The following is an 11,469-nucleotide window of genomic DNA, read 5'->3' on the forward strand; positions in this document are numbered from 1 at the left end:
ACAACATGAAAATTAAATTAATATATAGTTTATTATGTTTCTTATTCTTAGGAAATATAATAGCGCAACAAACACCAGCACCCAAGCAAACTGAAGCTTATAGTATTGAAGGTGCTACAGCACATTTAGGAAACGGAGAAGTAATTGAAAACTCTTTAATTATGTTTTCTAACGGTAAAATAGCCCATGTAGGAAATGCTAATAGCAGAATTGCCCGTATGGGAACTGTTATTAATGCCAAAGGAAAACACATATATCCAGGATTCATTGCAGCAAACACCTCTTTAGGTTTAGCTGAAATTGATGCTGTACGTGCAACGAGAGACTTTGATGAGGTAGGTTCAATGTTACCACATATTCGTAGTATTATTGCCTATAATGCAGAAAGTAAAGTAGTAGAAACTATGCGTCCTAACGGCGTATTAATGGCACAAATTACCCCACGTGGTGGTGTTATTTCAGGAACCTCTTCGGTAGTACAATTAGATGCTTGGAACTGGGAAGATGCTACTATTAAAACCGATGATGGTATTCACATGAACTGGCCTCAGGTATTCTCGAGAGGTCGTTGGTGGATGGGTGAAGACCCAGGATTAAAGCCTAACAAAAACTATCAAAAAAGTATTGATAAGCTTACAAAATTTTTCGCCAATGCAAAAAGCTACCTAGCAGGTAACAAAACACCTAAAAACTTACCATACGAAGCTTTACAAGGAGTTTTAAACGGTACACAAAGAATGTTTGTACACGTATCAGGAGAAAAAGGAATTACTGATGCTGTAACTATTTGTAAAGAATTAGGCGTTAAAAACATCGTGATTGTTCGCGGACAAGAGGCTGAAAAAGTTGCTGACTTATTAAAAGCAAACAATGTACCTGTTATTTTAGAACGTGCTCACCGTTTGCCTAATGGTGAAGATGCAGATTATGACAGACCTTTTAGAGCAGCTAAGATATTAACCGATGCAGGTATTTTAGTAGGTTTAGGTATGGAAGGAGATATGGAACGTATGAGCACACGTAACTTACCATTTTATGCAGGAACGTATGCTGCTTACGGATTAGGTAAAGAAAAAGCTTTACAATTAATTACTCAAAACAATGCTAAAATTTTAGGTGTTGACAACAATGTAGGAACCTTAGAAGTTGGTAAAGATGCTACCTTATTTATTTCTGAAGGTGATGCTTTAGATATGCGTACTAATATTTTAACAGCTGCTTTTATACAAGGAAGAAAAATTAGCCTAGAATCGCATCAAACAAAATTATGGAAGCGTTATGCTAATAAATATAAAAATCAATAGAATATCTTTCTAAACTAAGAGATAGCCACGTCATTATCATTCCTCGCTATGACAACAATTTTAACGTCATTCCGAGGAGTTTATTGAGCCTTTCGACTTCGCTCAAGATAAACTTAAGTCGAAATAATGACGAAGGAATCTCTTCAATTTAATAAACTATTAAACATCATTCCGTAAAAAGAATGATGTTTTTTTATGCACGAATAATAGGAATGCGCTACTGTATGGTAACTTCATACACCACTGTATTATGACACCATACAGTAGTGTCGGGTGACTTCATACACTACTGTATGAAGCTTAATACAAACTAGTACATCCCATATTTTGGTTTTGTTTGAAGGTTCAAACAGTAGCATCTGGTGTTAAACAACAGTAGTGTTTGGTGTTGGGCAACAGTACTGTTGTTTGCCTAACAACAGCTATAGCTAGTAATTATTCTTTTAGTAAGATGGTATTTTATTATAAAACAGAATAGTACTTTTGTATTTAGATATAATAGCAGATGAAACAGATTAGTAGTACACAAAACGCCTATATAAAAGAGCTTTTAAAGCTTCAAGAGAAATCTAGAGAACGTAAGAAAAAAGGATTGTTTTTAGTAGAAGGACAACGTGAAATTTCGTTAGTTGTTAAAGGAGGTTATGAAATAGATACCCTGCTGTTTGTTGCTGATATGTTTACCGAAGAAAGTGTAAACAAAATTCTAAATAAGGCTGCTAATTGTATAGAAATAACAAAAGAAGTATACCAAAAGCTTGCCTATCGTGATACTACCGAGGGTATTATTGCTGTAGTAAAAGCTAAAAACTTCGATTTAGACGCTATTGAATTCAACACCACTACCCCACTCGTTTTGGTTATGGAAGGTATTGAAAAACCAGGAAATATTGGTGCTATGTTACGTACCGCCGATGCTGCTAATGTGGATGCTGTTTTTATTGCCAACCCTAAAACGGATTTATTCAATCCTAATATCATACGTTCTAGTGTGGGTTGTGTATTTACCAATCAGATAGCTACAGGTACTTCTGAAGACATTATAGCGTACTTACAGGAGCATAACATTCATATTTACAGCGCTACCCTACAAAACTCAAACGAATACCATAAAAACGATTATACTAAGGCTACTGCTTTGGTAGTAGGTACCGAAGCTACAGGGTTAACGCAAGTTTGGCGAGACGAAGCTACTCAGAATATCAACATCCCAATGCAAGGTGAGATCGATTCTATGAACGTATCGGTTGCCGCAGCCATCTTAACTTTTGAAGCGAAACGTCAACGTAATTTTATACAATAAGCTTACTTATCAATATTGAAAACATCATTTTAACCGTACATTTTTGTACGGTTTTTTATTTTGTTTTATCTTGGCTACCGCTAATAAAAAAAGAATAAAATTGCTATAGACTTCTTTCCTAAACAAGTAAGCTTAGCAATAAATATAAAAGAACAGTAAAGTACTCTTATACTTCCCTTTTGGTTGTATAACGATGTATTTTATGCTTATATAAACAAGTTGTAAATAATTTAAAACAATGAGTACAAGAAAGAAATTAATTATATTATTATCGTTAACTTTAACATTAACAAGTTGTTCATCTATTAAAAAGACAAGTAGTTCTACCGATAAAGAAAAAATTTCTATAATCATAGAAAAGCCAAATGAAAATTATATTTGGAGGAAAGGACTATTAACATTAAATGTTAAAATTATAAATAACAGCAATTCTAAAATTACCATTGTTAAACCTTCTTCTGACCCTAATTTTCGACCAGGGAAATATTATGCTTCTATTGAGAATGAGTTTGAAGGAACATCTTGTATTTCAGAAGTAAGTTTTTATGATGAAGACCCACCGAAACATTATGCCTCTATTTCTGACTTTATAACCATTGAAGCAAACAGTGAAAAGTCTTTTGATTTTTCTAATGAACACTTAAATTATTGTGGTGAAAATTCTCAAAATTCAGATACTGCCTGTGTAAAAATTAAAATGTACGGAAACAAAACTAAATATGATGCGAACAGTGATTTTATATTAAATAATTATGCTGGTTATAGCATAGAAGAGAAGAACAAAATTATTGAGTTATACAACACACTACATACAGTAGATATTGAAAGTAATATTATATGTGTGAAAGTTAAGTAAAACTATTTACAACGATATATAACTGTAATTACGGCGGATTCATAACTTACTTATAAGGACTAAAAAAACAAACTACTTTAAACCGTACATTTTTGTACGGTTTTTTATTTTGTTTTATCTTGGCTAACGCTTAATAAAAAAAGAATAAAATTGCTATAAACTTCCTTTTTTCCTAAACAAGTTACCTAACATTTCCACTATACTCTAAAAAAGATAAAATGAGCCTATTAAAAAATATTTTTGGAAAAAAAACACCAAAAGAAATAATTCAAGAAAAATCAGAAAATCAAGAATCTGACAACTATTTTTCTAATCAAGTCGATAGAAATCTTAAAGGAAAAGAATGCGAAGAAAAAGGAGAAATTGAATCGGCAATAAAAGAGTATGAAGAAAATTTAAAAGAAAAATTCGAAGGCAGTCATCCATATAATAGACTAGCTATAATTTATAGAAAAAATAAAGATTATGACAATGAAATTAGGGTTTTAAAAAGTGCTATCAGAATTTACACAAAGCTATCTGAAAGCTCTCCGAGAGAAGATGTTGATCCAAAATTGAATAAATTTAAAGAAAGACTAGAGAAAGCGTTAGAATTAAAAAAACGTTAGGTAACATTGTATAAAAATAATACGTAAGTTTATTCCTCAATCTAAAGTTAGTGCTTATTTGTTTGCATCTGATTTTCCTTCGGAAATTCAATCTTATTAATTATCTTTCCGCAACATCGGAAAATGACTCGCGTCCTTTTCCCGCAAAAAAATCATACACAAATACGTTAGGCAACATTTAAAAAGAAACTATAAATATGTTTAATAATCCAAAATTTGAACGACCACATGTGAATCCTGAATTATATATGAATTTACGCGACCCAGATGAAGTTACAAATAATATTTTGACTTTTTTAAGAGAACAAAGTAAAAATGCGGAAAGACAATTTAAAACGTCTCGAAATTTAATTATTGCTACCATAGCTATTATGATTTTACAAATATTTATTACTGGTTTTAGTATCTCTATATCAAATTCAGAACAGAATAACCTAACAGAAATAATTGACACACAATCAAAACAATCTGAAGTAATATCACGTATGTCATTGAGTTTACTTGACCTTGGAAACCAAGTGCGGACTTTGAAACAAGAAAATGCTCGATTGAATCAAAAGTTGAGTAAGTAAAAACGTTGCACAACAATGTGTAAAAGCAATTACGGCGGATTCATAACTTATTTGTGAAAGATAAAAAAACAAACTATTTTAAACCGTACATTTTTGTATGTTTTTTATTTTGTTTTATCTTGGTTGCATTAATAAAAAAAGAATAAAAATTGCTAAAAACTTCCTTTTTTTATTTACTAAACAAGAAAGCTTAGCAACAAAAATAAAGAATAGTAAAGTAGTATTCTTACACCTCCTTTTAAGTTGTATAACGATGTATTTTACATCTATATAAACAAGTTGTAGGTAATGTAAAAAATCAGCCGCACATTAGGCACATTTAGTTTTTGCCAACACAAAGCCAACGCTGAAAAAACCAAAAGAGCCTAATTTTTGCCACCGAACGGACAGCAATACAATAAATGAAAGCAGAACTCGAAATAAAAGACAAAACCAGACAAACCGAAGGATTAAAAATTGCTCCGTTCAGACGGCACATTATAAAAACATCTCCACACAAACACAACAGTTATTTTGAAATTATCTATCTGACTAAAGGAAAAGGTTCCCACACTATTGACACCAAAGAATATGAAATAAAACCACCTGTTATTTTCACAATCCGTAAAGAGCAGGTACATTTTTGGGACATCAAAACAGAACCCAAAGGCTTTGTACTCATCATCAAAAAATCCTTTATCGACAACTGTTTGGACAAAGATATCAAACGCCTGATTTCAGAATTGAGTGCACAAACTTGTCTTTTTCCCAAAGACAATATTGCAATTGACATTTTCAACATTTTACTAAACGAACATCAAGAAAATAAAAAGCTAAATCAACCAATAATAGACGGACTGTTAAAAGCACTTTTGGCAAAATTTCTTGAATCGGCAACACCAAAAACTTTTAAAAACGGTAACAGTACAATCTTTCAAAAATTCACTGCCCTTTTGAGCAAAGAAGATGGACTCAAAAATAAGGTAAACCATTATGCCAAATTGTTAAACACCACTGCGCAAAACCTAAATGCAACTTGCAGAAAAGAAACAGGAAAATCTTCTGCTGAGATACTTTCAGAACACATTATCAATGAAGCAAAAAGGCTTTTACTTTACACAGACATTACCGTAAGCGAGATTGCCCACAGACTTGATTTCAAGGACAATTCCCATTTTTCAAAATACTTCAAACGACACGTTGACCAAACTCCAGTGGGCTTTAGAAACAACAACAGATAAATACCATTCTTTTTTCAAATAGACCACATTATTGGTTATGTGTTGTATAATTTTACAGCATTAAAATCACAAAATATGAAATGGTCAATATCAATTATCGCTTTGCTTTTGTTTAGTTCTTGTGGAAACAATCAAGAGCAAAATGCCCAAGGCAAATGGATAAAAGGAACGGGACAGAAAAAAATAGAAACCATTGAAAACCAATTCAGGGGTTTTGATATGGCAATGGTGGAAACAGGCTACCGCTATCAGGAACTCTATTGGGCAGGACAAGATGAGAATTGGGAATATGCCAACTATCAAATAGAAAAAATCCGTAAAGCGATTGAGCGTGGTTTGGAAAGAAGACCCAAACGTGCAAAATCCGCAGAGCATTTCTTAACCGTAACACTTACAGAAATGCAAAAAGCACTTGAAAAAAGAGATACGGTGGTATTCAACAATAACTTCCAAATGCTGACTAACAGTTGTATCAGTTGCCACGCAATGGAAAAAGCACCTCATTTTACAGTAAAGAAACCTCTTTACAGACAATCACCTATTAGGAAGCAATGATAGAACTTATCAAACAGTTCGATATTGATATTCTGTTATGGTTAAATGGTAATCACAATAAATTTTGGGATGATATAATGTGGTTTGCTACCAGTAAATTTACTTGGTTACCGTTTTATTTTCTACTGACATTACTGCTTATATGGAAGTATAAAAAGAACTCTACCCTAATGATTTTGTTAATTGTCTTGCTCATAACTATTAGCGACCAGTTAGCTTCAGGACTTTTTAAACCACTTTTCGAAAGATTGAGACCAAGTCATAATCCTTATTTAGCAGGACAACTTCATTTTGTAAATGACTATAAAGGAGGAAAGTTTGGCTTTATTTCATCTCACGTAGCTAATGTATTTTCATTAGCGTTCTACTTGACTTTAGTAGCCCAGAACAAGCTAAAATGGTTACCATTTATACTTATTCCTTGGGCAATTTTTGTAAGTGTCAGTAGAGTTTACCTTGGTGTTCATTATCCAATGGATATAATAGTACCAGCTATTTTAAGCCTACCTATCGCTTGGACAGTAGCTCGAATTTACAAAGCATATAATCCTATTTTGATTGAAAAAATAACTTGAAATGTTTCAAAAAATAATTAGTTCAGACCATTCTAAAACCACCATCATCATACGCTTAATGGTCGGTGCAGTTTTCCTTTCAGAAGGCATTCAAAAATTTATGTATCCCGCTACTCGTGGTGCAGGAAGGTTTGTTAAAATGGGTTTTCCAAACCCGGAGTTTTTCGGAAATTTTGTTGGTGTATTTGAAATAGCTTGTGGCATTCTTTTACTGATGGGGCTATTGACACGGGGAGCTTCTTTAGCAATGCTTATCAATATGACGGTTGCCATTGTCGTAACTAAAATTCCCATTGCCTTTGGAGAGAGTTTTGGGCCATTCAACCTTCGGGAACTAAACAGTTATGGATTTTGGAGTATGACTCACGAAATGCGTACCGATTTTGCTATGTGGTTTGGAAGTTTGTTTTTGCTTATCAAAGGGGCAGGAAAATGGTCGTTTGATAATTATTTTCAAAGTAAGAAATGGGCAAACAGATAGAAGCGGATATTTTTTTACTGCGCTTGATTCATAATAATCGAATTGAACTATTCGACTCAACGTTACTTTGGATTTCAAAAACGGCCTATCTCATAGCAATCGGTATTATTTTTTGTTTAGGATGGTTTGTCTTTTTCAAGAAATCGGAAAATGCAAAAGACATTTTTTTGAAATTACTCCTTATGCTTTCAACTGCAACGCTAATTGTTATTTCATTAAAATATGCTATACACAGAACAAGACCTTTTGATTTGTATGGTGACATAGTAAATTTATCAATAGCAAATAGTCCATCTTTCCCCTCAGGACATACTGTTATAGCATTTATATTATCTTTCGTCTTGCTATTTTCAAACCTAAAAAGACTTTACTATTTACCTGTTTTAGTTTGGGCGTTATTAGTAGCTTATTCCAGATTGGCTTTAGGAGTTCATTTCCCAACAGATGTTATAATATCAATAATTATAGCATTTGTTGTTACTATAATATTTAAAAATTTTACTATAACAAAATGGAAACAAAAGGTACTTTAATAGAAGTCGCAAAACTCTTTTTCAAATTAGGTAGCATTGCTTTTGGCGGTCCTGCGGCTCATATCGCAATGATGGAAGATGAAGTCGTGAAAAAAAGAAAATGGATGAGCCAACAGCATTTTCTTGATTTGGTGGGTGCGACCAATATTATTCCCGGCCCCAACTCAACCGAAATGACAATGCACTGCGGACACGAAAGAGCAGGTTGGAAAGGATTGATAGTTGCAGGTGTTTGTTTTGTTTTTCCTGCGGTTGTCATCACAATGTTTTTTGCTTGGCTTTATCAACAATACGGACAATTCCCAAAAGTTGAACCTTTCATTTATGGAATAAAGCCAGCAGTAATTGCCATTATTCTCGGGGCAGTTTACCGCCTTGGAAAAAAAGCACTCAAAAATGTGGAACTCGGAATTTTAGGAACATTAACGTTGATTGCCTGTTTGCTTGGAGTACACGAAATTTTGGCGTTGTTTGCTTGCGGATTTCTCGGTTTAGTTTGGCATTTCATCTGCAACTCTAAAAACAATCTGAACAGTTTCACTCCACTTGTTTTATTACAGGTAACAGCATCAACGAGTACCTTAAAAATTCTTTGGACTTTTTTTAAAGTCGGTGCACTACTCTATGGAAGCGGATATGTTCTATTTGCTTATTTAGATGCAGAATTGGTCAGTACAGGATTGCTGACACGACAAGAATTAATTGATGCCGTTGCAGTTGGACAATTTACGCCAGGACCTGTTTTATCAACGGCAACATTTATCGGTTGGCAATTAGGTGGATTTTGGGGAGCAATAGCAGCGACTGTTGGGATTTTCCTTCCTTCTTTCATTTTTGTTGCTATTCTGAATCCACTCATTCCAAAAATGCGGAAATCGAAAATTATTGCAGCATTTTTAGACGCTGTTAACATTGCGGCAGTTGCCGTAATTGTAGCCGTTTGTGTAGAAATGGGAAAAGACACTTTGACCGATTGGCGAACAATTTTAATTGCAGTATTGAGCATAATTGCTGTTTTTGTCTTTAAGAAAATGAACAGTGCATTTATTGTTATTGGTGGAGCATTGGTAGGTTACCTATTGACATTGATATAGAAAAGCCTCTCATTATCAATCGCACAATCCCAAGCTTGTCAATAAGTGTGTCTGCCCCCAAAACACGGACGAAAAAGAAAGCACTACCTACAACATTGTATAAGCGTAATGCGGGCTGAATGGCTAAAATTGAGTATTTTGGAACCTATCAAAGCCTGGTGCATGCGGACAATAAATCGCTCCAAAGTCCCGCACTATGCTTATACGAAACCGTTTTGCACAATTAAAACCAAATTATGGCAATCACTGACAAATTTAATAACTATGCAATTGCCGAAGTAATAAAAGCTTACTTAATAGATGGACAAAGCCATAGAAATATCCAAAGAAAGATTCTAAGTTTACCTACACCAGCCAGAGGTGGTGGATTTGTAATTATGGAATTATTACATCATTATAATATTCGTGAAGATAAGAAAGATTTTTTGACTAAAAAATCGATTTCCGAATTAAATACAACTAACGGATTTAAAGTTTAAAAAGCATTACAAATCATTGAGGAACTGAATCTTGTAGAGGATAGAGGAATATTTTATAAAAAACCAGGAGATAAATAAGAAAAATAATCCGACTGAAACGAAGAATAAAGTAAAAGTCAGATTTTATCAAAATAAACTAAGGGAAATTGTTTTGGACAATTACAATTCAACTTGTGCTGTTTGCTAAATAAATAAATAAATAAATACGATTTTCTTTTGTGTTTTGCAAGATAAGATGTTTGACAAAGGTTATTTCTCTTTAGACTCTGAATATAGAATAATATTTGGGCCAAAATCCGACAAACAAATAAAGAAATTTTTGACTGATTTAGAATTTAAAAAACCGAAAATTAATGAACCTGATATATCATTTTTAGAATATCACTATAATGAAATATGTAAATAACTGTGCACAATAATATATAACCACAATTACGGCGAATTCGACTACATCCGAATCCTCTCGCTATTACGAGCGTCAGTTCTAAACCAAAATTTAACGCATATTAACCCGTAACTGACTGTTATACGAAACCGTTGTAGCACATTTAACCAAACTAATGAAAATAGGAATTTTAATCATAATTGTAATCTTAATTTTGGTTATTGGATTTTTAATTTTGAGAAATAAAACAAATAATTCTGAAAATACTATGACTGAATTTGTTCGACTTGATTCTGAATCTGAATCTACTCAACATCTTCCTTTATTGCCTGAAAATTGGATTTTTGAAATTGAGCAAAAATGGAATGATAAAAAATGGGGAGTTTATGACAATGAACATTATGACATTTGTGAGAAAATTTGCAATGACATTTACGCAACAAATAAATATTGGGAAAAGAATCAAACTCACGCTAATTTTCTAAAAGAACTGACTAAAGAACAGAGAATTTATTTCACTCTAATAAACTTTGAATCTCAAGTCAACAACGGAGGAGTTTACCAATTTCTGTTTAATTACCCAGAATTGTCAATACTCGCATTAGAAGGAATGCAAGCAACTGGAATGGAAAAATTGTCTACGGATTATGAAATAGTTTTGAATGAATACTTTGGCAAGTTCGATACAATCCAAGATTTATATTCAAAGTTTCAGAATAATAAAAGTGATTGGAATAAACGATTTACAGCATTCGAAAAAGGATACAAAGGACTTCCTTCTGCCGAAGGAATTGAAGATTATTTTTACGAGGAAAGTTTTATCAAAACATATCAGCAAGACTTGACGAAATACGTAAAAGCGAATAGAAATAAATTTTATAGAGCAAAATAAAAAAACGTATTACAACAATGACTATAAATGATTACTTTTTCTCCCCTATTTCTGAAAATCTATGTGGATTTTTAGTTTTATGCGTACTTACAAATTTATCATTATATAAAACTATTAATTATGGTAAAAACCTTTATTACTAATTAAAAAACATGATTAATTCAAAAGATAACATTTACATTATTAGTTATAACAAATCTCGCTGATGATTTCGTTCTGCTGAGGAAAGTCAGCATTTCTACAGTAACATTACTTCTTTTATAATTATAAAAATAACGGGCAAAGGATTAAAAACTACGAGATACAGCAATCCTAAAAATAAGATCAAAAAAAACCTCAATCTTTAAAAGATTGAGGTTTGATAAAGAAAGGCAACGACCTACTCTCCCACCTGTGGCAGTACCATCGGCGCTAATGGGCTTAACTTCTCTGTTCGGAATGGTAAGAGGTGAGCCCCATTGCGATAATCACCTTAAATCGTTTCAGTATATTTCAACTGTAAAAGTTAACATATTAGTAAAATCATATCATAAATTCATCAAAGAGTTTGCTCCCGGCCACTAGGACCGGGATACGTACATAAGCCTATGGGTTATTAGTACTACTCAGCTA

General features: G+C 32.9%; 13 protein-coding genes and 1 rRNA gene. 13 read left to right on the forward strand and 1 reads right to left on the reverse strand.

The features are described from left to right. Positions 1–5 precede the first annotated feature (5 nt). From ABHQ57_RS10140 to ABHQ57_RS10200, 13 genes are all read left to right on the forward strand, one after another. The gene (locus ABHQ57_RS10140) at positions 6–1,304 is read left to right on the forward strand and encodes an amidohydrolase family protein (RefSeq protein ID WP_389863572.1); all 1,299 of its coding nucleotides are present in this window, start codon (positions 6–8) and stop codon (positions 1,302–1,304) included. 505 nt (positions 1,305–1,809) lie between these two features. After that, positions 1,810–2,607 (forward strand): TrmH family RNA methyltransferase, encoded by a 798-nt coding sequence (locus tag ABHQ57_RS10145; protein ID WP_389863575.1) that lies wholly within the window; start codon positions 1,810–1,812, stop codon positions 2,605–2,607. A gap of 238 nt (positions 2,608–2,845) precedes the next feature. Further along, complete coding sequence (locus ABHQ57_RS10150) at positions 2,846–3,463, forward strand: hypothetical protein (protein ID WP_159490972.1); 618 nt, start codon at positions 2,846–2,848, stop codon at positions 3,461–3,463. A 218-nt stretch (positions 3,464–3,681) separates the two neighbouring features. Next, positions 3,682–4,071: a hypothetical protein gene (locus ABHQ57_RS10155; protein ID WP_231128409.1), complete on the forward strand. Its 390-nt coding sequence runs from the start codon at positions 3,682–3,684 to the stop codon at positions 4,069–4,071. Between the two features lie 248 nt (positions 4,072–4,319). Continuing rightward, on the forward strand, positions 4,320–4,643 hold the full coding sequence (locus tag ABHQ57_RS10160; RefSeq protein ID WP_167713762.1) for a hypothetical protein: 324 nt from the start codon (positions 4,320–4,322) through the stop codon (positions 4,641–4,643). A gap of 401 nt (positions 4,644–5,044) precedes the next feature. Next, entirely contained in the window at positions 5,045–5,863 is an 819-nt protein-coding gene (locus ABHQ57_RS10165; RefSeq protein WP_281979216.1) for an AraC family transcriptional regulator, read from the forward strand. Between the two features lie 75 nt (positions 5,864–5,938). Further along, positions 5,939–6,418 carry a hypothetical protein gene (locus ABHQ57_RS10170; RefSeq protein WP_159490962.1) on the forward strand — a complete coding sequence of 160 codons (480 nt, stop codon included), beginning with the start codon at positions 5,939–5,941 and terminating at the stop codon, positions 6,416–6,418. Then, positions 6,415–6,993 carry a phosphatase PAP2 family protein gene (locus ABHQ57_RS10175; protein ID WP_231128408.1) on the forward strand — a complete coding sequence of 193 codons (579 nt, stop codon included), beginning with the start codon at positions 6,415–6,417 and terminating at the stop codon, positions 6,991–6,993. The genes ABHQ57_RS10170 and ABHQ57_RS10175 overlap by 4 nt, the downstream gene beginning before the upstream one ends. 1 nt (position 6,994) lies before the next feature. Then, on the forward strand, positions 6,995–7,474 hold the full coding sequence (locus tag ABHQ57_RS10180) for a DoxX family protein (RefSeq protein ID WP_167713759.1): 480 nt from the start codon (positions 6,995–6,997) through the stop codon (positions 7,472–7,474). Beyond that, positions 7,459–8,007: a phosphatase PAP2 family protein gene (locus ABHQ57_RS10185; protein WP_159490958.1), complete on the forward strand. Its 549-nt coding sequence runs from the start codon at positions 7,459–7,461 to the stop codon at positions 8,005–8,007. The genes ABHQ57_RS10180 and ABHQ57_RS10185 overlap by 16 nt, the downstream gene beginning before the upstream one ends. Then, a complete protein-coding gene (chrA, locus tag ABHQ57_RS10190; RefSeq protein WP_167713758.1) occupies positions 7,986–9,101 on the forward strand; it encodes a chromate efflux transporter in 1,116 nt (371 codons plus the stop codon). The genes ABHQ57_RS10185 and chrA overlap by 22 nt, the downstream gene beginning before the upstream one ends. A gap of 236 nt (positions 9,102–9,337) precedes the next feature. After that, on the forward strand, positions 9,338–9,580 hold the full coding sequence (locus tag ABHQ57_RS10195) for a hypothetical protein (protein ID WP_167713757.1): 243 nt from the start codon (positions 9,338–9,340) through the stop codon (positions 9,578–9,580). Between the two features lie 560 nt (positions 9,581–10,140). Continuing rightward, positions 10,141–10,857 (forward strand): DUF4375 domain-containing protein, encoded by a 717-nt coding sequence (locus tag ABHQ57_RS10200; RefSeq protein WP_167713756.1) that lies wholly within the window; start codon positions 10,141–10,143, stop codon positions 10,855–10,857. Positions 10,858–11,223: 366 nt separating this feature from the next. Here the strand turns inward: ABHQ57_RS10200 and rrf are convergent. Then, positions 11,224–11,332 (reverse strand): 5S ribosomal RNA (gene rrf, locus ABHQ57_RS10205). Positions 11,333–11,469 lie beyond the last annotated feature (137 nt).

It is taken from the genome of Tenacibaculum sp. ZH5_bin.1 (assembly GCF_042865525.1).
Taxonomy (GTDB): domain Bacteria; phylum Bacteroidota; class Bacteroidia; order Flavobacteriales; family Flavobacteriaceae; genus Polaribacter; species Polaribacter mesophilus.

Excerpts from the sequence above, each read along its gene's own strand:
- ABHQ57_RS10140 (WP_389863572.1), top strand. The coding sequence starts at position 6 with ATGAAAATTAAATTAATATATAGTTTATTATGTTTCTTATTCTTAGGA.
- ABHQ57_RS10145 (WP_389863575.1), top strand. The coding sequence starts at position 1,810 with ATGAAACAGATTAGTAGTACACAAAACGCCTATATAAAAGAGCTTTTA.
- ABHQ57_RS10150 (WP_159490972.1), top strand. The coding sequence starts at position 2,846 with ATGAGTACAAGAAAGAAATTAATTATATTATTATCGTTAACTTTAACA.
- ABHQ57_RS10155 (WP_231128409.1), top strand. The coding sequence starts at position 3,682 with ATGAGCCTATTAAAAAATATTTTTGGAAAAAAAACACCAAAAGAAATA.
- ABHQ57_RS10160 (WP_167713762.1), top strand. The coding sequence starts at position 4,320 with ATGAATTTACGCGACCCAGATGAAGTTACAAATAATATTTTGACTTTT.
- ABHQ57_RS10165 (WP_281979216.1), top strand. The coding sequence starts at position 5,045 with ATGAAAGCAGAACTCGAAATAAAAGACAAAACCAGACAAACCGAAGGA.
- ABHQ57_RS10170 (WP_159490962.1), top strand. The coding sequence starts at position 5,939 with ATGAAATGGTCAATATCAATTATCGCTTTGCTTTTGTTTAGTTCTTGT.
- ABHQ57_RS10175 (WP_231128408.1), top strand. The coding sequence starts at position 6,415 with ATGATAGAACTTATCAAACAGTTCGATATTGATATTCTGTTATGGTTA.
- ABHQ57_RS10180 (WP_167713759.1), top strand. The coding sequence starts at position 6,995 with ATGTTTCAAAAAATAATTAGTTCAGACCATTCTAAAACCACCATCATC.
- ABHQ57_RS10185 (WP_159490958.1), top strand. The coding sequence starts at position 7,459 with ATGGGCAAACAGATAGAAGCGGATATTTTTTTACTGCGCTTGATTCAT.
- chrA (WP_167713758.1), top strand. The coding sequence starts at position 7,986 with ATGGAAACAAAAGGTACTTTAATAGAAGTCGCAAAACTCTTTTTCAAA.
- ABHQ57_RS10195 (WP_167713757.1), top strand. The coding sequence starts at position 9,338 with ATGGCAATCACTGACAAATTTAATAACTATGCAATTGCCGAAGTAATA.
- ABHQ57_RS10200 (WP_167713756.1), top strand. The coding sequence starts at position 10,141 with ATGAAAATAGGAATTTTAATCATAATTGTAATCTTAATTTTGGTTATT.